At 54.3% G+C, this 22,971-nt stretch carries 26 protein-coding genes; 10 read left to right on the top strand and 16 right to left on the bottom strand.

Annotation, left to right across the window (positions count from 1 at the left end; translation table 11 throughout):
- Positions 1-8: 8 nt before the first annotated feature.
- Genes ACFOET_RS18885 through ACFOET_RS18875 form a run of 3 tightly spaced genes read right to left on the bottom strand, consistent with a single transcriptional unit; the run spans position 9 to position 1,481 of the window.
- On the bottom strand, positions 9-905 hold the full coding sequence (locus ACFOET_RS18885; RefSeq protein ID WP_379025605.1) for an SDR family NAD(P)-dependent oxidoreductase: 897 nt from the start codon (positions 903-905) through the stop codon (positions 9-11).
- The gene (locus ACFOET_RS18880) at positions 800-1,015 is read right to left on the bottom strand and encodes a hypothetical protein (protein ID WP_379025589.1); all 216 of its coding nucleotides are present in this window, start codon (positions 1,013-1,015) and stop codon (positions 800-802) included. Before ACFOET_RS18880 ends, ACFOET_RS18885 begins: the two co-directional genes overlap by 106 nt.
- Positions 1,002-1,481 carry a hypothetical protein gene (locus ACFOET_RS18875; protein ID WP_379025587.1) on the bottom strand — a complete coding sequence of 160 codons (480 nt, stop codon included), beginning with the start codon at positions 1,479-1,481 and terminating at the stop codon, positions 1,002-1,004. Before ACFOET_RS18875 ends, ACFOET_RS18880 begins: the two co-directional genes overlap by 14 nt.
- 105 nt (positions 1,482-1,586) lie before the next feature.
- Between ACFOET_RS18875 and ACFOET_RS18870 the strand changes: the two genes are divergently transcribed.
- Together ACFOET_RS18870 and ACFOET_RS18865 are read left to right on the top strand one after the other, a co-directional pair.
- Positions 1,587-1,967: a SpoIIAA family protein gene (locus ACFOET_RS18870; protein ID WP_379025585.1), complete on the top strand. Its 381-nt coding sequence runs from the start codon at positions 1,587-1,589 to the stop codon at positions 1,965-1,967.
- 235 nt (positions 1,968-2,202) lie between these two features.
- Entirely contained in the window at positions 2,203-3,048 is an 846-nt protein-coding gene (locus ACFOET_RS18865) for a manganese catalase family protein (RefSeq protein WP_379025583.1), read from the top strand.
- Between the two features lie 110 nt (positions 3,049-3,158).
- Here the strand turns inward: ACFOET_RS18865 and ACFOET_RS18860 are convergent, their stop codons facing one another.
- From ACFOET_RS18860 to ACFOET_RS18850, 3 genes are all read right to left on the bottom strand, one after another.
- Entirely contained in the window at positions 3,159-3,830 is a 672-nt protein-coding gene (locus ACFOET_RS18860; RefSeq protein ID WP_379025581.1) for a hypothetical protein, read from the bottom strand.
- Between the two features lie 22 nt (positions 3,831-3,852).
- Positions 3,853-4,116, bottom strand: a complete 264-nt coding sequence (locus tag ACFOET_RS18855; RefSeq protein ID WP_379025579.1) for a hypothetical protein — start codon at positions 4,114-4,116, stop codon at positions 3,853-3,855.
- Between the two features lie 81 nt (positions 4,117-4,197).
- A complete protein-coding gene (locus ACFOET_RS18850) occupies positions 4,198-4,590 on the bottom strand; it encodes an SPW repeat protein (RefSeq protein WP_379025577.1) in 393 nt (130 codons plus the stop codon).
- Positions 4,591-4,872: 282 nt separating this feature from the next.
- Here ACFOET_RS18850 and ACFOET_RS18845 point away from each other — a divergent pair, with 282 nt between their 5' ends.
- Genes ACFOET_RS18845 through ACFOET_RS18835 form a run of 3 tightly spaced genes read left to right on the top strand, consistent with a single transcriptional unit; the run spans position 4,873 to position 7,307 of the window.
- The gene (locus ACFOET_RS18845) at positions 4,873-5,397 is read left to right on the top strand and encodes a DUF4142 domain-containing protein (protein ID WP_379025575.1); all 525 of its coding nucleotides are present in this window, start codon (positions 4,873-4,875) and stop codon (positions 5,395-5,397) included.
- A 12-nt stretch (positions 5,398-5,409) separates the two neighbouring features.
- Positions 5,410-6,111 carry an SRPBCC family protein gene (locus tag ACFOET_RS18840; protein WP_379025573.1) on the top strand — a complete coding sequence of 234 codons (702 nt, stop codon included), beginning with the start codon at positions 5,410-5,412 and terminating at the stop codon, positions 6,109-6,111.
- Positions 6,112-6,125: 14 nt separating this feature from the next.
- Entirely contained in the window at positions 6,126-7,307 is a 1,182-nt protein-coding gene (locus ACFOET_RS18835; protein WP_379025571.1) for a zinc-dependent alcohol dehydrogenase, read from the top strand.
- Positions 7,308-7,329: 22 nt separating this feature from the next.
- Here the strand turns inward: ACFOET_RS18835 and ACFOET_RS18830 are convergent, their stop codons facing one another.
- Entirely contained in the window at positions 7,330-7,584 is a 255-nt protein-coding gene (locus ACFOET_RS18830) for a hypothetical protein (protein ID WP_379025569.1), read from the bottom strand.
- A gap of 116 nt (positions 7,585-7,700) precedes the next feature.
- On the opposite strand from ACFOET_RS18830, the gene treY reads away from it, so the two are divergent.
- Both treY and glgX read left to right on the top strand, forming a co-directional pair.
- Positions 7,701-11,813: a malto-oligosyltrehalose synthase gene (gene treY, locus ACFOET_RS18825; RefSeq protein WP_379025567.1), complete on the top strand. Its 4,113-nt coding sequence runs from the start codon at positions 7,701-7,703 to the stop codon at positions 11,811-11,813.
- A gap of 40 nt (positions 11,814-11,853) precedes the next feature.
- Entirely contained in the window at positions 11,854-13,992 is a 2,139-nt protein-coding gene (gene glgX / locus ACFOET_RS18820) for a glycogen debranching protein GlgX (protein ID WP_379025565.1), read from the top strand.
- Between the two features lie 15 nt (positions 13,993-14,007).
- Here glgX and ACFOET_RS18815 read toward each other — a convergent pair whose 3' ends face one another.
- Genes ACFOET_RS18815 through ACFOET_RS18790 form a run of 6 tightly spaced genes read right to left on the bottom strand, consistent with a single transcriptional unit; the run spans position 14,008 to position 18,602 of the window.
- The gene (locus ACFOET_RS18815; RefSeq protein WP_379025563.1) at positions 14,008-14,394 is read right to left on the bottom strand and encodes an SPW repeat domain-containing protein; all 387 of its coding nucleotides are present in this window, start codon (positions 14,392-14,394) and stop codon (positions 14,008-14,010) included.
- Between the two features lie 40 nt (positions 14,395-14,434).
- The gene (locus ACFOET_RS18810; RefSeq protein ID WP_379025561.1) at positions 14,435-16,045 is read right to left on the bottom strand and encodes an alpha-amylase family glycosyl hydrolase; all 1,611 of its coding nucleotides are present in this window, start codon (positions 16,043-16,045) and stop codon (positions 14,435-14,437) included.
- A gap of 18 nt (positions 16,046-16,063) precedes the next feature.
- Complete coding sequence (locus ACFOET_RS18805; protein ID WP_379025559.1) at positions 16,064-16,243, bottom strand: hypothetical protein; 180 nt, start codon at positions 16,241-16,243, stop codon at positions 16,064-16,066.
- Between the two features lie 8 nt (positions 16,244-16,251).
- On the bottom strand, positions 16,252-18,078 hold the full coding sequence (gene treZ / locus ACFOET_RS18800) for a malto-oligosyltrehalose trehalohydrolase (protein WP_379025557.1): 1,827 nt from the start codon (positions 18,076-18,078) through the stop codon (positions 16,252-16,254).
- A complete protein-coding gene (locus ACFOET_RS18795) occupies positions 18,075-18,359 on the bottom strand; it encodes a hypothetical protein (RefSeq protein WP_379025555.1) in 285 nt (94 codons plus the stop codon). The genes treZ and ACFOET_RS18795 overlap by 4 nt, the downstream gene beginning before the upstream one ends.
- 27 nt (positions 18,360-18,386) lie before the next feature.
- Positions 18,387-18,602, bottom strand: coding sequence for a hypothetical protein (locus ACFOET_RS18790; protein WP_379025553.1), 216 nt, complete (start codon positions 18,600-18,602; stop codon positions 18,387-18,389).
- A 142-nt stretch (positions 18,603-18,744) separates the two neighbouring features.
- On the opposite strand from ACFOET_RS18790, the gene ACFOET_RS18785 reads away from it, so the two are divergent.
- The gene (locus ACFOET_RS18785) at positions 18,745-18,993 is read left to right on the top strand and encodes a hypothetical protein (protein WP_379025551.1); all 249 of its coding nucleotides are present in this window, start codon (positions 18,745-18,747) and stop codon (positions 18,991-18,993) included.
- A gap of 13 nt (positions 18,994-19,006) precedes the next feature.
- Here ACFOET_RS18785 and ACFOET_RS18780 read toward each other — a convergent pair whose 3' ends face one another.
- Entirely contained in the window at positions 19,007-20,320 is a 1,314-nt protein-coding gene (locus ACFOET_RS18780) for a M20/M25/M40 family metallo-hydrolase (RefSeq protein WP_379025549.1), read from the bottom strand.
- A 172-nt stretch (positions 20,321-20,492) separates the two neighbouring features.
- On the opposite strand from ACFOET_RS18780, the gene ACFOET_RS18775 reads away from it, so the two are divergent.
- Together ACFOET_RS18775 and ACFOET_RS18770 are read left to right on the top strand one after the other, a co-directional pair.
- A complete protein-coding gene (locus ACFOET_RS18775) occupies positions 20,493-20,807 on the top strand; it encodes a rhodanese-like domain-containing protein (RefSeq protein WP_379025547.1) in 315 nt (104 codons plus the stop codon).
- Positions 20,808-20,820: 13 nt separating this feature from the next.
- Positions 20,821-21,006, top strand: coding sequence for a DUF6358 family protein (locus ACFOET_RS18770; protein WP_379025545.1), 186 nt, complete (start codon positions 20,821-20,823; stop codon positions 21,004-21,006).
- A 16-nt stretch (positions 21,007-21,022) separates the two neighbouring features.
- On the opposite strand, the gene ACFOET_RS18765 is transcribed toward ACFOET_RS18770, so the two are convergent.
- Both ACFOET_RS18765 and gcvT read right to left on the bottom strand, forming a co-directional pair.
- A complete protein-coding gene (locus tag ACFOET_RS18765) occupies positions 21,023-21,757 on the bottom strand; it encodes a 2-phosphosulfolactate phosphatase (protein ID WP_379025543.1) in 735 nt (244 codons plus the stop codon).
- A 14-nt stretch (positions 21,758-21,771) separates the two neighbouring features.
- Entirely contained in the window at positions 21,772-22,854 is a 1,083-nt protein-coding gene (gene gcvT, locus ACFOET_RS18760) for a glycine cleavage system aminomethyltransferase GcvT (RefSeq protein ID WP_379025541.1), read from the bottom strand.
- Positions 22,855-22,971: the final 117 nt, after the last annotated feature.

Raw genomic sequence — 22,971 nt, 5'->3', positions numbered from 1 at the left:
GAGCGCCGCTATCGCGTTTGCTTGCGGCGCTGTTTCTTTTCCTTCTTCATCCGCTCCCGGACGCCGTCGTCGACGCCTGTCCCGCCCTCCATTGCATCATGGACACTGCCCGATGTTGAGGGTGCCGGAGGGGCGTTTTCGATTTGGTACTTGTGCGCAATATTCGCCGACAACCGCTCGGTAAAGTGCGGGAATAAGCGGTGGAAAAAAACGGCTGCTTTGGCCTTGCCGCCCACAGCGGCTTGTTTCCGTGGTCGGAGGGAACGGCGAATGACGGCGTTGACTACTTTTTCAGGCGGATCCATCGCCGCCATACGGGGTGTGCCGCCGCTGTAGTTTGCGGCGTGCCGCCAGAATGGGGTGTCTGTGGCCCAAGGCTTTATTGTTACCACTTTTATGTTTTTGTGGCCATTGAGCCGGAGCTCCTGATTGATGGCCTGGCCAAGGTTCAGCACACCCGCTTTGGTGGCCGCGTAGGCCGCATGATAGGCAATGGGGCTGTCGCTTTCCACAGATCCCATATTGATCAGTGTGCCATGCCCTTGTTTACGGAATAAGGTTATCGCTGCATGGCTACCATAGATTAATCCCTTGAGGTTGACATCCACCAGCCGCGCTTGATCCTCGAGCGGGATGTCCCAGAAGCGGCCTATCGCGCCTACGCCGGCCATGTTTATCCATACATCAACGTTGCCATACCGGGATACCGCCGCTTTGGTGACGCGCTCTACATCCTCAGGATTGCTGATGTCCATCGGCACCACCAGCGCGATTCCACCAGCGGCTTCTATCCGTCCGGCTATCTCTTCAAGTAATTCACTCCTGCGTGCGGCAAGCACCACGTTGGCCTGATATTCCCCGAGTTGCTCGGCAACGCCGCGGCCGAAGCCGCTGGAGGCGCCGATGATGACGAAAGTCTTGCCATGTTTTGGCCGGATGGACCCAGTTTAGCAGTGCCGCAAGAGGTGAGCGACAGCAAAGCGATGGTGTAGATTAACAGCTTACTTCTTTTCATGACGACGTGTTTTTATGGAGGACTGGACACTTGCTGAGCATACCCGTGCCACCGACATGCTGTAAATCAGATGGGCGGCAACTAATTGGATGTAAAAAGGCATCCGGACGTGCGGTGGGTTGGGGTGCAGCCGGAAGGCGGTGTGCCACCAAGCGATGGCCGCAAGGCCGCTGCAACCGCCGTACAGCAATGCGCGTAACAGCGTGGGCTTGGTATGGCTGCGCTTCCAGCTATAATGGAACAGGTTAGCCAGCGAACACCCCATCGCGTAGTGCAAGGCCCAACCCGCCGGTCGGGCGATACGGCTCCGCGCGGGCAGCAGGGTGCCGCGTATTAAACCATCGAGCAGTACAGGCTCCCTGAAATTGTCCCCGACAGCACTGGAAGCCAAGTAACTGAAAAAGGTCATCGTACTAGTGCCCATGATGCCGGCAGCTGTGGCGCGCGCCAAATCCCGATCGTTCATACTGCGTCTTTTCCTGCATAATTGCCATTGTCATGCCATTAAATGGCCGACGGCCCAAGAATGGTACGGAATTGTCTACCCTATTGGGTAAAACAACGATGTACTATGGTAACACTGATGACCGATTTCCCTGACCACGTGGTGGCTTACCGCGCAGCCGGTGAGGTGAAGAAAGCGGAATACGAAAACGTGGTGATGGCGCGGGTGGATGAGGTTGCCGCCCGCTACGGTAATATCAATTTTGTCATTCTGATGGAGACCGGAATGGAGAATTACAGCCTGGCGGCGTTCCTGGATTACCTGAAAATCAGCTTTAAACACTTCAGCAGATGGAACCGCATGGCTATCGTCTCCGACCAGCGTTGGCTCAGGACCGCATACAAAGCGCTGAGCCCACTTGTTCACGGCGAAATCCGGTGCTACGCGCTAGATGATTTCCAATCCGCCAAAGAATGGGTGTCGATGCCGCTGGAAGCTGACCGTTAACGCCGATGCAGTGTAGGGTCTATTTGCCGCACTATCTTGTATTCTGAACAAGGTATGCTGTTTTCAGTACAGCGCTTTCGGCGCTGCGTGCTGCGTCTCAGTGCGTATGGGCAACCTTATGGCGTTTGATGCTTATTGTCGCGCTATCTTACAGGCATACGGCTTTGTGGAATAGTGGTTGTGAAAACAAGCTCGGAGTTATACATCAATAAGTTTCACCGTTAACGAAGTAGTTATGTTTTATCACGAAAAAAAATTGCAGTACCAGGTACGTGTAGAGAAACCCGACCCGCAATTCGCCCGGCTTTTGCAACAGGCCATCGGGGGGATCGAAGGGGAAATGCGGGTGAGTCTGCAATACCTGTTTCAGGCATGGGGCAACCGCGGCCCGAGCAAGTACAGGGATATGTTGCTGGAGACCGGAACGGAGGAGATCTCGCACATCGAAATGCTGTGCACAGCCGTCGCGCTCAACCTGGAAGGTGCCAAGGGCGATGTCATCGATAAGATGGTATCGGAAAATCCGATCGTCGAGCAGATTATGGGCGGCATGGACCCCAGACACTACCTGTCGGCCGGGCTTGCGGCGATGGCGACTGACGCGAATGGGGTGCCGTTCAACGGGTCATGGATCGTGGCGAGCGGCAACCTTGCTGCAGACATGTATGCCAATGTAATGGCTGAAGCTACAGGCCGCACGTTGGCTACCCGGTTGTGGCAGTCTACCACCGACCCCGGAATGAAAGATATGCTGGCCTTCCTGATCGCAAGGGATGCCATGCATCAAAATCAGTGGCTGGCCGTATTGGAAGAGCTTGGCGGCGTGGAAGGTGTACATCCAATACCCAACAGTTTCCCGCAGGAACTGGAAAATCAGGAAGTTAACTATTCGTTTATCTCGACGAACATTGAAAGACCCGGAAACCCGAACGCAAGGTGGAGCACCGGTCCCTCAATCGACGGTAAAGGGCAGTTTACATTTGAACATCTCCGGGCGATGGGGCAGGAACCCGTGTTGGCACCGCCGGTAAAAGAGGGGTATGCGCAGAAAGAGCAGCTTGACCCGAAGATGAAGATGTAGTAAGAAAATATAATAAATTTGTAAGAGCAAACAATTCCTGCCCTGCCCGGATCACAATCGGCAGGGCAGTTTTTTTTGGCCGGTACCAACTAACTCATTGGCCGCCGGTGTTAGTTTCCGCTTGTCGGTTGCTGAAGCAGCAACCCGTCCTTGACCATCCGTTCCAACAATACCTCCGGATATTCCCGGGCAAAGGCATCTATGCTTGCCGGATTGACGGTTTCGGACTGCGCTGACCAGATCAGCCGGTCAGTATCTGCATCATAAAGGTTGGTTTCCAGAAAATAAGTTTTATCTGTGACATAATACCCCGGATCGAACATGATGGGGTGCCAATAGTTGAAGTACGAATAAAAGCCGCCGTACCAATTGTACATGGGGAACGGCGCGTATCGGGCCGTGCCACGGACGTGCCGGGTTTCGCTTTCGGTATCAATGAGAGAAACCGTCAGGATGGCATCCACGCCGGTTTGCCGTATTCTGTCAAACAGTTCGTCCCGCGGCGGGATTTCATGGAAGAAGTCGGGTGAAAAAATATCCGAACTCTTTACTGCGCTGATACCTAGCTCGGCAGCTTTTGCGGCGAGGGCGTCTTCCAGCTTCGTGCGTACTTCAATGTTGCGGCTCAACGCCGTCACCAACACACGCTTGCTTTCGCCTGTACTGGCATCGACAGCTGGATCTTTCCATGATCCGGTGATGCGGGTGGTTGTGCCGCAGGCAACTATCAGCATGCATAAAACTATAACTGATAAGGCTCTTCCTGATGTCTGTGCTTTCATGTCTTTATTTTTTTAATCGTTATCACGTTGCTTTCCCCTTATGGTCCCAATGGTCTTTCAGTAGTGTGCCGTCTCCTGATTTTTTCAGACGCCTGGCGTACCGCTCGCCTTTGATATGCCCCTGTTCGTCTTTTTTTCCAATAAACAGCAATATCGGAACGCCCTGATCGTCGGTTTTGAAGGCGAGATCGAGGTTCTTATAGCTTGTTTCGACCATGGTATTTGGTGCATAGCGCTTGTTCAGGATGGTTATGATGTCATTGCCTAAGTTGGTCATCTTCGACATAATTTATTGGACGGGATGAAAAAAACACCTAAAAGCACACTGATGTGCTTTTAGGCGTAAGCGGCGGTGGCGTGGGATAAATTAGTGGGCACCGCGCAGTTCGCTCCGGTGGTTGTTTGTCCGCGAATGCTGCGAGGCAGAAACGGTAAACAATCCGGCACCGACCTCCAGAATCCCCACGATCAGGTGCGGCCAGAACACTTGGTCAGCAAATCCGAACAGCCAGGGCGACGCGGCCAGTATCAAACCGGCAATGACGTCCATCGTCAGGTGGGCGCCCATCGGAATGGCTTTTACGGCTCCGCCTTCATAGTCTGTAAAGATCGACATCCCGATAATGGCGATACCGATGATGACCGGAACCCACATGGCTGGCTCGACATCTGCAAACCCGAGCAGCCAGGGGGCTGCGATAAGTAGTATCCCTACTATATAATCCAATACAGCATGGAATTTTCGACTAATAAATCTCATAAGTTTTAATTTTTGGTTACCTAATTCGTTTCTAACACGCTGACTGTATCGAAAAATTCAGGCCAAACCGTGAAAGGGCCTAAACGGGCCTGCCAGAAACGGTAGTGTCCTAAATCGCCAACCAGTTGTTCGGTTTTAACGATGCTGACTCCGCAACGGTTTACACTGCATTGCGGTAATGGGGCCGACGAGCGCAACATTTGCGGTAAAGAGCGGGAAATTCGGGTTTGGAATAGACTTAGTATGATGTAGCCTGTAAACGAGAACAAATATAGGATTATCATGAAAAAGACGAATTTATTATGGTTAGTGCTGCCCTGCATCGTAGTAGCGGGCGCCTGTAAGGATGACGATGACGACATGGAACGGATGCAGAACCAGGAGTTCGTAACCATGGCGGCGAGTAGTAACCGCTTCGAGATTGAAGCCGGCGAGCTTGCCCAGGATCAGGGAGCTGATGATCGGGTAATCGATTACGGAAATCATATGGTGATGGACCATGGACAGGCAGGTATCGAACTGGCCGCCCTGGCTACAACCAAGGGATGGAACGTGCCGGATAACCTGATGGCAAAGGAACAAGAACGTCTGGATGAGCTGATGGTGCTCGAAGGCGCGCCGTTTGACCGGGAGTTCGCTCGGATGATGGTGATCTCACATGAGGAAGCGGTGTCGCTGTTTGAGCGTGCATCAGGACCCAACGGTGTGCTGGATGCCGACCTGAGGGAGTGGGCAGCAGGGAAATTGCCTGCGTTGCGTGACCACCTGCGGGATGCCCGCGCACTGGACGCACAGATCAATCCGTAAAAATGGATAAACATGAGCGAGAAAATCACTAAAAACGTCGGCACGGCTGAGCGGGTTGCTTCTGTGGCACTGGGTGCATATTTGCTATCCCGGGGCATGAAGCACTTAAGCTACCAGTCCGTGCCGGCGCTGGTTGCAAGTGGTTACCTGCTTGTCCGTGGCGGCATCGGGTACTGCCCGATCAGCCGGTCAATCGGCAAAAAGGACATCCATAATCCGGCGATCAATATCAAGGCCGTAATGACCGTAAACAGGCCAAGGGAAGCGGTGTACCAATTTTGGCGGGCACTCGATAAGCTGCCTTCATTTATGTCCCACCTGCGGGAGGTACGAGTGATGGACGCCAAAAAATCGCACTGGATCGCGGAAATACCCGGGACGGGCGGCAGCATCGAGTGGGACGCCGAGATCGTGAAGGATGTGCCCAACGAACTGATCGGGTGGCAATCGATCAACGGCGCTGATCTGAGAAACGCCGGTAAAGTGGAGTTTTTTGACGCACCGAGGCAAGGGACGGAGGTACGGGTGGTCTTCAGTTACCATCCGCCAGCCGGCGGCCCCGGCACGGTAACCGCAAAACTGCTGAATCCGTTTTTTAAGGGCGTCGTTGAAAATGAAATCTTCAATTTTAAGCGGGTAATGGAAGCAGGTGAAGTACCGACCACAGATGGCCAGCCCTCCGGAAAACGAAAAGGTAAGCTGAAACTGATTTAATTGATGTATTACGGATGAAAGCATTATGTTGGAATGGGGTTAGAGACCTGAACGTAGAACGGGTAGATGACCCGAGAATTCTGAATCCGCGCGATGCGATCGTCAAGGTGACGATGAGCTCGGCGTGTGGTTCGGATCTCCACCTGATAAACGGATTTATCCCGTCGATGCAAGCCGGCGACATCCTGGGCCATGAGTTTGTAGGGGAAGTAGTCGAAATCGGTAAGGAGGTGCACCAATTGGCCGTCGGCGACCGGGTAGTGGTGGTGTCGATCATCGGCTGCGGGGAATGCAGCTACTGCAAGGACGAGCTATGGTCGCTGTGTGACAATTCAAATCCCAACGGGGTGATGCAGAAAAAAGTTTTTCAGTATCCGACGGCAGGCATTTTCGGCTATTCGCACCTCTTCGGCGGTTACGCCGGCAGCCATGCCGAGTACATCAGGGTGCCCTTTGCAGATCATGGGGCGTTCAAAATACCTGAGGACATTCCGGACGAGAAGGCGGTGTTTGTGTCTGACGGCGTACCCACCGGATATATGGCAGCGGAGATGGCTGGAGTGAAACCCGGTGATGTGGTAGCCGTGTGGGGCGCGGGCGGTGTGGGCCAGATGGCCATACAGTGCGCTTATCAGATGGGCGCCGAGCGGGTCATCGCGATTGACAGCGTGGATTACAGGTTGGCCGCCGCAGCTACGCACAGCCGCGCCGAAGTGATCAACTTCAAAGATGCTGATGTGCTGGAGGTGCTCAAGGAATCAACCGGTGGGCGTGGGCCCGATTGCTGTATCGATGCCGTGGGAATGGAAGCGAACAGTACCGGTTTGGAACACTACTACGACCGTGTCAAACAACTGTCCAAGCTGGAGACAGACCGCCCTGCGGTACTCCGCCAGGCGATCGCCGCGTGCAGGAAAGGCGGTACCGTATCCGTGGTGGGGGTGTACGCCGGATTTGCCGATAAGATACCCATGGGACTTTTCCTCAATAAAGCGCTTACCATGCGGGGTGGACAGATGCATGGGCAGCGCTACGTCCCGAGACTCTTCGAACTGATCCGCGAGGGGAAGATCGACCCTGCATTTATGCTCACCCACCCCGTGCCATTGGATAAGGCGCCCGAAGCATATGAGCTGTTCAATGGCCGGAAGGATGGCTGTATCCGGGCAGTGATCATGCCGCATGCCGCCAATTAGTAGGAGCAGGCTTTGCCTGCGGTCAATAATGATTGTACAAAAAGTATTGCAGATCCTCAAGTGTATGGATGGGCTCAACGCGGTGCGTACCGTAATTTACCGCATACACCTCACTGTCTCCTTGCTGGCCGGTTTCTGTCGGCAGGTATTCCTCCACGCCGATCCAGGGCTTGTTGCGCAGGATAAAGAAACGGTAAAGCCGCCCGTTAGCAACATAGGGGCCTTCAGGCGGATTAAAGCCCATGAGTTCAAGCTGGTTTCTGTCAAGCGTTTTCATGTCAACACCTCTTTTTTGTGCTAACAGCCGGCAGTGATTTTTGTTTTGTGCGTACTGTTTTTTTTAAGCACCGGCATGCCGAACAATCGGCCGCTTAGTGGGTTAAATCAATTACTATGAATGTACCAGCAACGACATATCGGATTCAGTTTAACAAGGATTTTACCTTGTCGGATTTAGTGCCGCTAATTCCCTATCTGCGGCGCATGGGGGTAGGGGCCATATATGCATCGCCGATTTTCGGGGCCGTACCGGGCAGCACGCACGGCTATGACCAAACCGATCTTCTGCAGGTTAACCCCGAAATAGGTACCCTCGAACAGCTACGGGCCGTGACCGCGGAGCTGGCCGACGCCGGTATCGGATGGATTCAGGATATTGTGCCCAATCATATGGCTTTCCATCCGGAGAACCGCTGGCTGTGGGATATGCTTGAAAACGGCCCGGACTCGGAGTTTAGCCGATATTTCGATACCTCCTTTGCCGCTCCGCGGTATTTTTCGGGCCGGCCTATGCTGCCTTTTCTTGATGCACCCCTGGATGAGGTGATCGCCGCAGGCCGGTTAACGGTGCAGATGGCAGACGGAAAGCTGGTGATGGAACACAACGGGCAGCATTGGCCCATTAATGCAGCAGGCCTTGAACTTACCCGCCAACGGATGGGTGCGCATGGCAAGGTGGATCCGGATGCCTGGCAGACGGCCCTTGAACAGTTAAATTGCGAGGAGGCGTTTGTCCGGGAGGTGATCGCCTGCCAATACTACGAGCCCTGCCATTGGCAGGAAACCGGGCACCGGATAAATTACCGGCGCTTTTTCACGGTGAATGGGCTGATCGCCGTCAACGTTCACGACTACCGGGTATTCCGCGCGACCCATCGCATGATCAGCAAGCTGCTGCGGGAGGGTGTATTCACCGGGTTGCGCATAGATCATGTGGACGGTCTCGCCGACCCGGCGGGTTACCTGACGTGGCTGCGGCAACTGGTCGGTGAAGAGACCTATGTCGTGGTTGAGAAAATCCTTCAGCAGGATGAGCCCCTTCCCAGCTACTGGCCTGTGCAGGGCGCTACGGGCTACGAATTTCTGGCCATGGTAAACGGGGTGCTGACCGACGGCAGCAACGAACGCCGCTTTTCCCGGTTCTACGAAAAGCTTGCCGGGCAGGCTGATCTCCCGTCGCTGCTGCTGCAGGCAAAACGCAGCCTGCTGGCTAACGATATGCAGGGCGAACTGAATAACCTGTTCCTTTTTTTGCGCGATCATGTATTGGACGGAGACGGGCTGCCGGCAAATATAAACGAAGCAGCACTTAAATCGGCACTGGCTTCTTTTATCGTCCATTGCCCCATATACCGTTGGTACGGGCGTACCTTTCCGCTTACCGAACAGGAAGCAGCCGAAGTGCGGCAAACGCTGCAACGGGCGGCCCTAAATGAGCCCGATTTGCGTGAGGAGCTGAGCCTCCTGGAAAGCCGCCTGGTGCCCGCCTTTTTGACGGACACCAAGCAGCGGGTGAAGGACATGGTGGTGTTCTACCAGCGGTGCATGCAGCTCACGGGCGCGCTTATGGCAAAAGGATTGGAAGATACGCTTATGTATACCTACCACCGCGATATCGGCGCTAACGAGGTGGGCGGCTCTCCGATGGTTTTCAGCATCGATCCGGCTGATTTTCACCGGTTCATGCAGCAGCGGGCAATGCGGTATCCTCATGCCATGAACGCCAGTGCTACACATGATACGAAACGTGGCGAAGATGTCAGGGCGCGCCTGCAGACCATCACGGCGGCCCCCCGGGTCTGGACATCGGCGGTAAAGGAATGGATGAGGCTGAACGCGCCCTATAAAACCAACGGGATTCCGGACGCAAATGACGAATATTTTATTTACCAGACGCTATGGGGTACTTATCCCATGCCCGGACAGCCCGTCAAGGGGTACCGGAGCCGGTTGGAGGCTTACCTGGTAAAGGCACTGCGCGAAGCGAAGCGGCATACCAATTGGACAGCTCCCGATGAGGAATATGAAGCCGCAACCCTCCGGTTCGTCCGCAGGATATTGCGCTCGGATACGCCGTTCATTCAGCAGTTCCGCGCGCTGCATGCCGAACTCACGGACGCAGCCATCGTAAACTCGCTGGCGCAGGTGGTGCTGAAGTTTACCTGCCCGGGTGTCCCCGACATCTACCAGGGTGGAGAAGGGTGGGACCTTTCGTTTGTCGATCCGGACAACCGCCGGCCAGTGGATTTCCGCCTACGGCGCAAGTGGCAGCAGAAGTTGGAAGGTTCGGAAGGCCGTGGTGCGGACGCCGTGAAAGCGTGGTGGAAGGAGCGGCACAGCGGAATGTTGAAATATGCCGTCGTCGAGCGGCTGGCACAACTGCGGCGGTCTCACGCCGCGCTTTTTCAGACCGGCGACTATGAGCCGGTAGCTGCAAAGGGACGAAGAAAACGTCATGTGCTCTCCTTCATGCGAAGGCAGGGCGGAAATTGGTTGCTGGTCGTTGTGCCGCTCCATCTGCCGCCTGCAATGACAAGCCGCGGCAGCGCGGTCGATCGGATTGATTGGGGTACTACGCGGATAAAGCTGCCGGCAGGGGCCCCAACCCGTTGGCGCAACGCGCTCACGGGAGAGGAATGCGAGACAGCACATGGACTGCGGCTCAACGATGCGCTAGGGCGGCTGCCCATAGGGGTTTGGACCGCATCGGAGGCACCGAAAGAGAGCAAGCGCGCCGCTGGGCTCTTGCTGCCCTTGTTCTCGCTTCCCGGGCCGTATGGTGTGGGCGACCTTGGTCCGGAAGCGCTCCGCTTTGCCGACTACATGCGTAAGGCCAAGCAACGGTATTGGCTGATGCTCCCCCACAATCCCACGGACGAAGGTGTAGCGTATTCGCCATACAGCACACGGTCATCGATGGCAGGCAATACGCTGCTGCTCAGCCTCGACGAATTCAGGCAGCATGGCTGGATTGCCGATAGCGAATTGGAAAAGCACCGCCTCCAACCGTCGGATCGCGTAGACTACGAGAAAGCAGAAGCGGTGAAGCAGTTTTTCTTCGCCAAAGCGTTCCGCAATTACCTCCAGCAATGGAACGGTAAGGAGGAGCCGGGATTTGCCGATTTCTGTACCCGGGAGGCACATTGGCTGGATGATTATGCAGACTTCGCAACGTTGCGCGAACTTCATCAGGGAAAGCCTTGGTACGCCTGGCCGGATGCCTACCGCAAGCGGGAAACCCAGGCAATGGCGGCGTTCAGGAATGAGCATGCTTATGAACTCCGGAAAATAAAGTGGCTACAGTACCAGTTTCATCTGCAGTGGCAGCGCCTCAAAACGTATTGTCATAACGCCGGGATCAAATTGATAGGCGACCTGCCCTTCTATATTAACCACGATGCGGCAGATGTGTGGGCTCATCCGGAGCTGTTTAGCCTGGATAGCCGCGGCCGCATGGCCGGCATGGCGGGTGTGCCACCTGATTATTTCAATACCGAAGGACAGGCGTGGGGGATGCCGGTATACCGATGGGAAAAGCATGCGGAGCAGGGCTATCGATGGTGGGCAGATCGTATCCGCAAAAACCTGGAGTTCTACGATCTGCTGCGTCTCGATCATTTCCGAGCGTTCCACGATTACTGGGAAATACCCAAAGGGGCCGAAAGTGCCAAGCATGGCGAATGGAAGAAAGGGCCGGGCATTGCCTTGTTCGATGCGATCAGGGAGGCCATCGAATCCTTCCCTTTTATTGCGGAAGATCTTGGTGATATCCATGAAGGGATCTACCAGCTGCGCGACGAGCTGGGCATGCCCGGCATGAAGGTACTGCAGTTTGCCTTCGGCGACGATGTAGGGACGAATCTTCATGCGCCGCACAACCATGCCCCGACGGATGTCGTGTTTACCGGGACGCATGATAACAATACAGCGCTCGGGTGGTACCGCGATGAACTGAAACCCGAAGGCAAAGCACAACTCGGTGCCTATATCGGGGCTGGCCGGCTCACTCCGCAACACGCGGTCGATGCGCTTTGCCGCATGGCATACGCCTCTCCCGCGTGGCTGGCCATCTTGCCGGTGCAAGACGTCCTGAAGCTGGGCAGCGACGCGCGGATGAATATCCCTGCAGCGCCACAGGCCAACTGGCAGTGGCGGCTGGAGTCGGGACAGCTGACCCCCCGGCTGCAACGGCAACTGAGCGATTTGGTGCGGCTGTATGGCCGGTAAGGAATTTAAAACAAAAGGAATCAATGGCGGTTGTTTGATTATGAAATATCCGATCTATCCAGGAAAACCGTATCCGCTGGGCGCTACGTGGGACGGAGAGGGAGTAAACTTCTCCCTTTATGCCGAAAATGCTGTTAAGGTTCAATTGTGCCTGTTTGATGGCGATGACACGGATGCCCGTGAGGAAAGGTTTACCCTCACTGAGCGCACTCACCAGGTATGGCATTGCTACATCCCCGGCCTGAGGCCGGGCCAGCGGTACGGCTACCGGGTGGATGGACCGTATGAGCCTACGGCCGGCCACCGGTACAACGCTCATAAGCTGCTGCTCGACCCCTATGCTAAGGCAATATCCGGTATTGTTTATACGCATGAAGCCCAGCTAGGGTATGAAGTTGGCCACCCCGACGGTGATCTGAGCCTCAGCAACGTGGACAGTGCGCCCTATGTGCCCAAGTCAATCGTTGTGGACCCGGCATTTGACTGGGAGGGCGACAAGCAGCTGAATATCCCCTTTCACAAAACCATTTTCTATGAGGCACACGTAAAAGGGTTTACCATGCTTAATCCGGAAGTTCCGGAACCGCTGCGCGGTACATACGCCGGGCTCGGCCATCCGGCCACGGTAGACTACCTGAAAAAACTGGGGATCACGGCCATTGAACTGATGCCGGTACACCAATTTGTCAACGACAGGCAGAGCGAAGGGCTATCCAACTACTGGGGATACAACTCCATCGGCTTTTTCGCGCCGGAGGCGCGTTACGCTTCTTCCGGTACAATGGGGCAGCAGGTGCAGGAATTTAAGAGCATGGTGAAAGCACTGCACGCCGCAGGCATTGAGGTGATCATGGACGTGGTGTACAACCACACCGCTGAAGGAAACCACCTCGGGCCTACACTGTGCTTCAAAGGCATAGACAACGCCAATTACTACCGGCTGACGGAGGATCCCAGGTATTACATGGACTATACCGGAACCGGCAATACATTGAATGCCAACCTGCCGATCGTCCTGAGGCTCATCATGGACAGCCTGCGGTACTGGATCACCGAAATGCACGTCGATGGCTTCCGTTTTGACCTTGCTGCGACACTGGCGCGGGAGCTGCATGAAGTGGACCGGCTGAGCGCCTTCTTTGATATCATCCACCAAGACCCCGTGATCTCGCAGGTCAAACTCATAGCCGAGCCGTGGGATCTGGGTGAGGGAGGTTATCAGGTCGGCAATTTCCCGCCGGGATGGGCCGAATGGAACGGCAAGTACCGCGATTGCGTCCGCGACTACTGGCGCGGCGCAGAAAGCACCCTATCTGAGTTTGCTGAGCGTTTTACGGGAAGCTCTGACCTCTACCAGGACGATTATCGGCGGCCCACGGCGAGTATCAACTTCGTAACGGCCCACGACGGCTTTACGCTGCACGACCTGGTGTCTTATAACGAGAAACACAACGAGGCAAACGGGGAAGATAACCAGGACGGGGAGAGTCACAACCGTTCGTGGAACTGCGGCGCGGAGGGGCCTACCGACGATGCTGAGGTCAATGCCCTGCGGGCACGGCAGAAGCGTAATTTCATCGCTACGTTGATGCTCTCCCAGGGCGTACCGATGTTGCTGGCCGGGGATGAAATCGGAAGGACACAGGGGGGAAACAACAACGCGTACTGCCAGGACAACGAAATCTCGTGGGTGCATTGGGATCAGTTGGATGAAACGTTGCTTCGTTTCACCCGCAAACTCATTGCGCTGCGCCGCAAACATCCGGTATTTTGCCGCAGAAAATGGTTTACGGGGCAACCGATAAAGGGCCTGGGTGTGGAGGATATTGCCTGGTTTTTGCCAGACGGGCGCGAAATGCCGGATGAGAACTGGGACCACGACTTCGCGCGCTCACTTGCGGTATTCCTGAGCGGCCACGGCATCCATTCCCTGGGGGAGAAGGGCGAGCGGATAATCGATGATAGCTTCTACCTGATTTTCAATGCGCATCATGAACCACTCGAGTTTGTGTTGCCGAAAGACAGAAAGTACGGGAATGTATGGGAAAAGGTGATCGACACGAACGATGATGGTGATGAGACCGTGCAGGAAAGCCACACGGCAGGCGAGGCGGTCCAAATCGCGGGCCGCGCAATTCAGGTTTACCGTCAACTTAACTCGACGCAGTCAAGGTCATAGAGCGGAGCTTAGCGCCTAGCGTTTGTAAACGAAATCGACGGGTATGTGCCGCTTGACCAGCGAAGTATTGACCGTGAGTAAACTCGCGACAATGGAGAGCAGTCCGAACGCGAGATGCGGGATGTACGTTTCCTCGTTGAATAAGAACAGCCACGGCGACGCCGCCAGGAAGATGCCTAAAAAAAGATCGCCCCAAAGGTGGGTAGACATGGCTATCTTTTTGGAAATCCCGCCTTCATAGTTTGTAATCAACGACATGATGATCACAACGACGCCTGAAACCACGATAACGTTTCTGGCAAATGTGACGTCCGCAAAGTTAAGTACCCAGGGGCTCACCAGCATGGCAATACCGGAGAGGTAGTCGAGTACGGCGTGTATCGGTCTGCTAATAAATCGCATGATGTTAGTTATTTAGTGTATCCCATGAGTTCGTCCATGATTATGCTAACCGTACGACGATACCTTCGTCGCCCGCGAGGTAAATGTTTTCCTCGATCGTTGCTCCTTCCAGTTCGGGCGAGGTGGCGGCAACTACCTCGCCCGTTAGCAGAGGCTGCTCGGTTTGCCGATAGCGGCATGGCCGCGACGTCAGGTTCAGCACCACCAGAAAGCTATCACCGTGGGGCGAGTCGCGTCGGTATGCAATCAACTGATCATTTGCCAACAGGGGCGTATAGCTGCCCTGGTTTAGCGCGGGCTCGCTGTTCCGTAAGCGGATCAGCTTGTGGTACAGCGACAGCATGGAGTACGGATCGTTGCGCTGTGTCTCGACGTTGACACGTGCATATTTCTTGTCCACGGGGAGCCAGGGTGCTGTCTCCGAAAACCCGGCGTATGGTTTGTTTGACCATTGCATAGGAGTGCGGCAGGGATCACGGCTGAGGTCTTTGTCAGGCATGTTGATGCCCTGCGGGTCGCGCATCTGTTCCGCTGAAATGGGCACATCCCGCATCCCGATTTCGTCGCCATAATATAACGTGGGGGTGCCGCGGAGGGTGAGCAGCAACAGGGCGGCTACGCGCGCCTGGGGCTCGCCGATACGGCTGGCAATACGGGTATTGTCATGGTTGCCCAATACCCAGTTCGGCCAGCCTCCATCGGGCAGGGCGCCTTCGTACTGATCGATGGCTGCCGCAATCTCCTGCGCTTGCCAGGGCAGTTTCACCAGGAGAAAATTGAATGGCATATGTGCACCGTCATTCTGTGCGCCGTAATACGTCATCAGCTGTTGTATGGGCAGATAAACTTCGCCGATGATCACCCGCTCGTCATATGCGTCCGTAACTTTCCGCATCTGCGCTACGATGTCGTGGACCTCCGGTTGGTCAGTCGAATAGACCGGCAGTAGCTGGTCATAGGTCGGCTGCGTCTCTGAATAGTCGGGGTTGGGCGGGTTGTCGCGCAACTGATCGTCTTTGATGAGGTGCCAGATCACGTCTACCCGAAAGCCGTCTACGCCTTTATCGAGCCAGAAGCGCATCACATCGTACATGGCCTCCTGCACCTCCCGGTTCCGCCAATTGAGGTCGGGCTGCTCCTTAAGAAAACCGTGATAGTAATATTGGTGCGTGTGGGCATCCCACTCCCACGCGTCTCCGCCAAACACGCTTTTCCAATTGTTGGGCGGGCTGCCGTCCGGTTTGCCATCCTGCCAGATGTACCAATCGCGCTTAGCAGATGTTTTTGAGCTTTTGGATTCAACAAACCATGGGTGGAGGTCCGACGTGTGGTTCGGCACGAAATCGAGGATCACTTTGAGATCCCGCCGGTGGGCTTCGTTCAGCAACCTGTCAAAATCTGCCATGGTGCCGAACATCGGATCGATGTCCGTGTAATCGGATACATCGTAGCCGAAATCAGCCATTGGTGACCGGAAAATGGGGGATATCCAAATCGCACGGATACCAAGCCACTGGAAATAGTCCAACTGATCGGTGATGCCTTGCAGGTCACCGATCCCATCGCCGTTCGAATCGCGGAATGAACGCGGGTAGATCTGGTAAATAACACCAGTCTTCCACCACGTGAGGTTTGGGGTGTCAGTGCTCATACCTATCCTGTGTTGCTATTAAAATTCAACCTCGGGCGTGTCTGTGACAGAATCCGGATCCAATCGGTTCAATGTGGTATCCATAGGATCAATAGGGTCGCCGGTACTGTCCCTTCTTACCGGATCGTCTCCACGTGGTGGGGTATGCGTACACGAAACGATAAAGGCGCCCATCAATGCAAAAAATATCTTTTTCATATCGTTTTTCATGTTGTTGAAGCAAAAACAAGTACGCTCGCCGGCGGCAGGGTGAGGCTGTCCGGATTGACCGTATGCCCCCCTTCGGGGTCCGGCACTGTTGAATCTAACAAACAGATCCATGTTGTGTTTTGCGGAAGCGTGTGCGGAAGCGGCTGATCAGACAGGTTGAACAACGCCAAAAGCTGCGACTTCTCCGTTTCGTCCTGGCGAAGCAACGCCCAGGCATGCTCACTCAGCACATCGACCTGGGTACCGGTTTTATTGAAGTTCTGCAACGCCACATGGCTTCGGCGCAGGTGGATCAGCCGCCTGTGCCACGCCAGCAGGTGCCGGTGTTTTCCCTGCGTACGCTTCGACCAGTCGAGCACACAAGCACGGAAGGTTGATTCGGCTTGGGGATCTGGAGGATCTTCTTCGCCCAGCCAATGCCCGAATTCTTCCTTGCGTCCTTCCCTCACCAGTTCTACCAGCTGCTCGTCGCTGTGGCTGGTGAAGTAGAGAAAAGGCCTTTCCTCGCCGTATTCCTCTCCCATGAACAGCATGGGGATATAAGGCGCGAGCAGCAGGGCCGCTGCGGCGATGCGCAGGTGGGAATCCGGCAGCTGTACCGATAACCGCTCGCCGTTTTTGTGGTTGCCTACCTGGTCATGGTTTTGGATAAAGGCCACGAATTTAAATCCGGGAATGCCCGCTGACGATGCGCCGTACTTCCGCTTGCGAGCCTTCGTGTATTCTCCGCTGTACACGAATCCATCGGTGTAGGCTTTGGCCAGCTGCTCCACCGTGCCAAAGTCTTCATAGCGATCCTTCCCCTCGGGGTACAGTGCCACAAACAGGGCGTGGTGGAAATCGTCTAACCACTGGGCATCGAAGCCGTAACCACCGGCCTTGAAATTTTGGATGACCCTTGGCGCGTTGAGGTCGCTTTCGGCAATCATGTGCACAGACTTTTCCGTTTGCTGTGCGTACTGGTCTGCTGCTTCGTTGATGCGCTGCAGGATATGTACCGCCCCGTTGTCAAAGATCGCGTGGATGGCATCCAGACGAAGGCCATCGATATGATAGTGGTGAAACCAATGGATTGCATTCGATGCGAAGTAATCGCGTACGCCGTCAGACCAGGGTCCGTCAAAGTTGATGGCGTCACCCCAGGGTGTTTTATAGGCATCTGTAAAATAGGGACCGAATTGCGGAAGCCGGTTGCCTTCGGGCCCCAGATGGTTGTATACAACGTCAAGGATGACGGCTATCCCAAGCCGGTGGCAGGCATTCACCAGTCGTTTCAGCCCCTCGGGGCCACCATAGGAATCTTGCACGGCATAAGGGAAGACCCCGTCATATCCCCAGTTGCGGTTTCCGGAGAATTGGGCCACGGGCATGATTTCAATGGCATTGATGCCCGTAGCCAGCAGGTCTTCCAGCCGCGGGATGATTGCGTCAAACGTACCCGCTTCGGTAAAGGTGCCTACATGCAGCTCGTACAATATCAGGTCCTGGAGGCCTGGGTTTTCCCACCCGCTGTCGGACCACTCGAACGTGGTGTGGTCTACCACTGCAGAAGGCCCGTGTACGCCCTCGGGCTGGAAATGCGAAGCCGGATCCGGAAGATCGCCGGCACGGTCCGGATTGAAATAATAACGGGCAGCTGGCGGGCAATCCTCCACCGTGACCTGGAAATACCCCTCGTTGGAGCGTTCCATGGGGATAAGTCGCTCCTCCGGTGAAACGATATGCAGGATCACTTCTTTTTTCAGTGGCGCCCATACACTGAAATGGCAGGCCTTGTCTGTTCCGATATGGCAGCCGTGAGGTAGTAGCACTGTTGGGTTCATTGGCGATTAACAAACTTATGAAACGTACTCAGCTCCCCATCCGCTTTCCGATTCTGGTACAGGAAATCCAGCTTTTCTTCGTCAAACTCCTGGAAAAAATCTTCCCACGGGATTTCTTTTAGCTCCTGCCGGTGCTCGCTGTTTTCCGGGAAATGGATGCGCAGTATGCCCTCATTGTCCGAGCTGCCCCCGGTGCTCCTGACTTTGGCAGGGACCCCACCGCGTTCCGCTGCCCATTTCTTGATCTCCTCATGATCGTGGGTCTGTTTGGATGTACTCATGGCTATAAAATTATAATCCTTACAATCTCAGTCTTGTGTGTCTTTATCCGGGTTCCGGTTGGGGTTTTTTACCGGCACGTTTGGAGCCGGTATTTTATCGTTTTCCAGATAACGGTCGCTTACCTGCCGGTCTTCATCGGCAGTATTCACGGCGAAGGCATCGCGCAGGTTGGTGCCGCTTTTGCCGCGCCCTGCAGGCCGGCCTTTCCGCCGGATGTCGTTTTCATGCTTGTCAGTTCCCATAGCCGATTGTGTTGGTACGTAATCAATTCATCTTCATGAAAGGCAACACGGCTTGCTTATTTTTGTTTTGGTGCTTTTTTCTGGTAAAAAAAATAAACAAATGAGGCTTGGATCTGTTAGCACCCCAAATAGATAGGAAGATATGACCATGTTAGTAGAGAACGACAAAGTAGATGGGCAGTTTGAAGCAGAAGTAAAGGATGCCGCGGTGGTAAGCAAAACGGCAACGAAGCATGATACGCGTGCAAGGAGGCGCGGGGCGGAGGACCGTAACGAAAGTGGGGCCGTGGAAGGACGGATTCCAAAATGGTACAACGGACTCCTGAGGCCGTCGTGCGACGGTATGATATGGACCTGGACTTTGGCGTTAGTGGTGGTCAGCTGGTTATAAGCCTGAATAAAGGCTATTGGCTGAGCTTAGGCACGCGGCGCGGTGTGTCGTCTCCAGACACAATGCTTTGCGCTCCCAAGGCGATAGCCCTTATGGCGGAAACGATGTTGCTGATATTCAATGTTTCCAACTCATCATCCACCGTGTGATAGTACATGTCCTTTTCAATCTGTACCGTCGAGAAGGTATGTGCCGGTACACCGGCCGCCGCTAGCGACGCATTGTCGCTGCGGTAAAATAGATTTTGTGTAGGATAGGGATCGGGATGGAACGTAAATTCCGTCCCTTTTACGTTTGCCTGCATGATTTCAGCCAGATCAGACTGATTGTAACCGGTCACGTACAGCGCGTTTGGGCCGAACCGTGAATCCTTACCGATCATTTCGATATTGATCATGGCGACCACCTCGTCCGGGTTGATCTGCTGCGAAAAGTATTTCGATCCCACTAGGCCTATTTCTTCAGCCGTAAATGCAACGAATAATAGCGTCCGGGCATTGTCGCCCCGCTTTTTATAATAGTTCGCTAACGCGAGCACCGCGGACACACCTGAGGCGTCATCATCTGCTCCGTTGGCAATTGAATCTTGCCCAACGGGTTCAATGATGCCAATGTGGTCGTAATGCGCGGAAAAAATTACATATTCATCCGGCCGTGATTTGCCGGGCAATACGCCGATCATATTGGAAAGCGGCAACTTTTCGACAGTATTCGTGAAGCTGACACGGAACGACTGGGGCACCTGATCCGCCAACACAAAGACAACGGAAGGGGTTGCCGAGACCGATGCGGTCTGCTGGCTGATCCTGCCGCGCATCAGCATCCCGCTGTATCGCTCGAATAGACTTGCAAAGCTGTTGTCCACAATCACCAAAGCGTCCTTTTTCCCGCTAGATATTTCCCGGAAACGTTGGGCAAAGTCGTCCCCGGCCTTGATCTGGGCAACAGATACCGTGGGATCCGTATTCCAATTGAGGCCCGAATTGTTGCTTGAGATAATAATACGCTCCTGGGGAACCGCTGAGCCATCCAGTGTTACCTCCCATGTGGCAGGGGTTATGCGCGTCACCTCGAACGTCTGACGATAGCCGCCTTCCGAATAGGGCGCCAACCCGATCTTCCTGAACTCAGACTCAATGAATTCAGCGGCCCGTTCGATACCGGGTGAAAAGGATGCCCTGCCCTCCATATCGTCTGCCGCCAATGTGTTGAGCAGTCTCGTTACTTCTTTCGTGTCCGCAATGCGATCGGCTGATTGGCGGACTGCGCATCCAGCGAACAACCAACAGCACAGTATCCCGGTATAAAAGCGTATTGTCTTTGACATGTTCCGACGTTTATGTATGCCAAAAGTATGCAATTTTCCGAAGTATCTCATTCATCTTGTCGCATATCCTTGTATTTTTCGGCTCACGTGGTTTCAGGGACCATGCGCAATCGAAAAAGTTTGTTTAACACGACAAACTTTCCTAAGTTTGAATGGTAAAACACGATCGAACATGAAAGAGATAACGGTTGAAGAGCTTAAGGACAAAATCGACGGCAAGGAAGATTTCCAGTTGATCGACGTAAGGGAGGAATTTGAATACGACACGTCTAACCTGAGTGGCGAAAACATTCCGTTGGCAGACATTGTCCTTGAGCAGAATAAAATCGCCCGCGATAAGCCGGTGGTGGTGCACTGCCGCAGCGGCAAGCGAAGTGCGCAGGCGATCATGCTGCTTGAGCGCGAAGGCTATGATAACCTTTACAACCTCAAAGGAGGAATTCTCGCATGGCGCGATGCATTCGATCCCGATATGCAGGTGTATTAACGGACGGGTATTGATGAAGCGGTATTTTTTTTACAACATCCTGTTGAATGTGGGGTTGATATTGATGTTGCTCAGCGCTGTTGCCGCATACAACAGCAGCGACTATCCGATATTGGCCATTGCGGTGGCGATTACGCTGGTGTTGGGGTACCTAAAATACCGGCTGCTAAAGCAAATCAGGCACCTGACCAAAAAATAATAATAAGCAATAAGCGTTATGGTCGGCCGACGGGCGCTGCGGGTTCGTTCAAGCAGACCAGTTCCTTGCCTTCCAGGACAGGTATCACTGACACCAGATCCTCCCGGAGGCAAAAAGCGATGTCCTGCTCGATATGCAAGCGCTGCATACGTTGATGATGGGAGCTTTTACGGAGATAGGTGGCGAGGTCTCCGCGCGCTTCGAGGTAGAGGCTTTCGGCCGCTTGAGCCGCATCATCAATCACCGTACCATCGGTTTTGAGCCGGTTTACCACGGCACCGGCAAAGACTGTATCCTCTAAGCTGAAGTGATTCTTCCAGCCGGAACAGACCAGCAGGATCGGGTGATCCTGCTTTCTCAGCCAGTCTGAAAGCGTTGTGATATTCAGAAATGAACCAATGACCACTCTTTTAGCCGCTAAACAGCGCCGTATAGCCTGCGTGCCGTTTGTCGTGGTTAGCACGACGGTCTTCTCGGCTATGTTTTCCTTGGTGTATGAAAATGGCGAGTTGCCGAAATCAAATCCTTCGACCACTTCTCCATTTCGTTCGGCGGCCACCAGGCAGCCGTTTCCCCGGTAAGGCAGGCACTCATCGAGGTCTGCAACGGGGATAATGGCTTTGGCGCCGTTGGCCAGCCCATAGCAAATGGATGAGGATGCCCTGAAAATGTCGATGACCACGGCTACGGCGTCATCCAGCTCGTAGAAGGGCAGTAACGCAGGGCTAAGGCAGACTTGAACCGATTTCATGTCCATAGACCGGATTATTTGACGAAAGGGGGTTTTACCACCACTGCTTTTACCTTGCTGTCGCGTATGCCAATATAGATTTCATTGCCTTCTTTGGCGTGCTCAATGGCGACATAGCCCAACCCGATGGATTTCCGGAGCGTAGGCGACTGTGTGCCCGATGTGACCCGCCCGATCGGATTGCCGTGTTCGTCCAGAATCTCATATCCGTGGCGCGGGATGCCCCGTTCTACCATTTCGAATCCAACCAGTTTATTTTGCAAACCAGCTTCTTTTTGCTTTTTCAGGCCTTCGGCATTTACAAAGTCCTTGGTAAACTTGGTTACCCAGCCCAGCCCCGCCTCCAGGGGTGACGTGGTGTCATCAATGTCATTGCCGTAAAGACAGAACCCCATTTCGAGGCGTAACGTATCGCGGGCACCCAACCCGATGGGTTTGATCCCGTAGGGTGCGCCGGCTTCAAAGATGGCTTCCCACACTTTTTTAGCGTCTTTGTTGGAGACATATACTTCAAAACCGCCGGCCCCGGTGTAACCTGTCGCGGAAACCAAAACGTTGTCCACCCCCGCAAAAACACCTTTGTTGAACGTGTAGTATTCCATGGTAGCCAGATCGATGTCGGTGAGCGCGGCTAGCGCATCGGCTGCCTTGGGGCCCTGGACGGCAAACAGCGAGGTTTCATCCGAAATGTTTTTCATCGTTACACCGTATGTATTGTGCCTGGAAATCCAGTCCCAGTCTTTTTGGATGTTGGAAGCATTGACCACCAGGAAGTAGGTCTTCTCATCAATGCGGTATACAAGAAAGTCGTCCACGATGCCTCCCGTTTCGTTGGGAATATAGGCGTACTGCACTTTGCCATCGTACAACCTGGATGCATCGTTCGAACTTATTTTCTGCACGAGGTCAAGTGCGCGGTCTCCCTTCAGGATGAACTCGCCCATGTGGCTGACATCAAATACGCCCACGCCTTTCCGGACCGTTTCGTGTTCGTCGTTAATTCCCGAATATTGGACGGGCATATTGAACCCCGCGAAAGGGACCATCTTGGCTCCTAAAGCGATGTGGGTGTCTGTGAGCGCTGTGTTTTTTACCATTGGGTACCGGCATTTAATTTCGGGACAAAGCTAATGAAACCCGCATGAATTGCCAATCAAAAAGATACATGAATCGGTCACACGGCTCATCACCGCGCGGGACAACTGATGCGGATG

The organism is Parapedobacter deserti (assembly GCF_042646065.1).
Classification (GTDB): Bacteria; Bacteroidota; Bacteroidia; order Sphingobacteriales; family Sphingobacteriaceae; genus Parapedobacter; species Parapedobacter deserti.
This window is presented reverse-complemented; position numbering and strand designations above follow the sequence as displayed.

What these genes read in the sequence shown, in the direction of transcription:
- ACFOET_RS18880 (WP_379025589.1), bottom strand. Translation starts at nt 1,015, where the DNA reads ATGAAAAGAAGTAAGCTGTTAATCTACACCATCGCTTTGCTGTCGCTC.
- ACFOET_RS18875 (WP_379025587.1), bottom strand. Translation starts at nt 1,481, where the DNA reads ATGAACGATCGGGATTTGGCGCGCGCCACAGCTGCCGGCATCATGGGC.
- ACFOET_RS18870 (WP_379025585.1), top strand. Translation starts at nt 1,587, where the DNA reads ATGGTAACACTGATGACCGATTTCCCTGACCACGTGGTGGCTTACCGC.
- ACFOET_RS18865 (WP_379025583.1), top strand. Translation starts at nt 2,203, where the DNA reads ATGTTTTATCACGAAAAAAAATTGCAGTACCAGGTACGTGTAGAGAAA.
- ACFOET_RS18860 (WP_379025581.1), bottom strand. Translation starts at nt 3,830, where the DNA reads ATGAAAGCACAGACATCAGGAAGAGCCTTATCAGTTATAGTTTTATGC.
- ACFOET_RS18855 (WP_379025579.1), bottom strand. Translation starts at nt 4,116, where the DNA reads ATGTCGAAGATGACCAACTTAGGCAATGACATCATAACCATCCTGAAC.
- ACFOET_RS18850 (WP_379025577.1), bottom strand. Translation starts at nt 4,590, where the DNA reads ATGAGATTTATTAGTCGAAAATTCCATGCTGTATTGGATTATATAGTA.
- ACFOET_RS18845 (WP_379025575.1), top strand. Translation starts at nt 4,873, where the DNA reads ATGAAAAAGACGAATTTATTATGGTTAGTGCTGCCCTGCATCGTAGTA.
- ACFOET_RS18840 (WP_379025573.1), top strand. Translation starts at nt 5,410, where the DNA reads ATGAGCGAGAAAATCACTAAAAACGTCGGCACGGCTGAGCGGGTTGCT.
- ACFOET_RS18835 (WP_379025571.1), top strand. Translation starts at nt 6,126, where the DNA reads ATGAAAGCATTATGTTGGAATGGGGTTAGAGACCTGAACGTAGAACGG.
- ACFOET_RS18830 (WP_379025569.1), bottom strand. Translation starts at nt 7,584, where the DNA reads ATGAAAACGCTTGACAGAAACCAGCTTGAACTCATGGGCTTTAATCCG.
- treY (WP_379025567.1), top strand. Translation starts at nt 7,701, where the DNA reads ATGAATGTACCAGCAACGACATATCGGATTCAGTTTAACAAGGATTTT.
- glgX (WP_379025565.1), top strand. Translation starts at nt 11,854, where the DNA reads ATGAAATATCCGATCTATCCAGGAAAACCGTATCCGCTGGGCGCTACG.
- ACFOET_RS18815 (WP_379025563.1), bottom strand. Translation starts at nt 14,394, where the DNA reads ATGCGATTTATTAGCAGACCGATACACGCCGTACTCGACTACCTCTCC.
- ACFOET_RS18810 (WP_379025561.1), bottom strand. Translation starts at nt 16,045, where the DNA reads ATGAGCACTGACACCCCAAACCTCACGTGGTGGAAGACTGGTGTTATT.
- ACFOET_RS18805 (WP_379025559.1), bottom strand. Translation starts at nt 16,243, where the DNA reads ATGAAAAAGATATTTTTTGCATTGATGGGCGCCTTTATCGTTTCGTGT.
- treZ (WP_379025557.1), bottom strand. Translation starts at nt 18,078, where the DNA reads ATGAACCCAACAGTGCTACTACCTCACGGCTGCCATATCGGAACAGAC.
- ACFOET_RS18795 (WP_379025555.1), bottom strand. Translation starts at nt 18,359, where the DNA reads ATGAGTACATCCAAACAGACCCACGATCATGAGGAGATCAAGAAATGG.
- ACFOET_RS18790 (WP_379025553.1), bottom strand. Translation starts at nt 18,602, where the DNA reads ATGGGAACTGACAAGCATGAAAACGACATCCGGCGGAAAGGCCGGCCT.
- ACFOET_RS18785 (WP_379025551.1), top strand. Translation starts at nt 18,745, where the DNA reads ATGACCATGTTAGTAGAGAACGACAAAGTAGATGGGCAGTTTGAAGCA.
- ACFOET_RS18780 (WP_379025549.1), bottom strand. Translation starts at nt 20,320, where the DNA reads ATGTCAAAGACAATACGCTTTTATACCGGGATACTGTGCTGTTGGTTG.
- ACFOET_RS18775 (WP_379025547.1), top strand. Translation starts at nt 20,493, where the DNA reads ATGAAAGAGATAACGGTTGAAGAGCTTAAGGACAAAATCGACGGCAAG.
- ACFOET_RS18770 (WP_379025545.1), top strand. Translation starts at nt 20,821, where the DNA reads ATGAAGCGGTATTTTTTTTACAACATCCTGTTGAATGTGGGGTTGATA.
- ACFOET_RS18765 (WP_379025543.1), bottom strand. Translation starts at nt 21,757, where the DNA reads ATGAAATCGGTTCAAGTCTGCCTTAGCCCTGCGTTACTGCCCTTCTAC.
- gcvT (WP_379025541.1), bottom strand. Translation starts at nt 22,854, where the DNA reads ATGGTAAAAAACACAGCGCTCACAGACACCCACATCGCTTTAGGAGCC.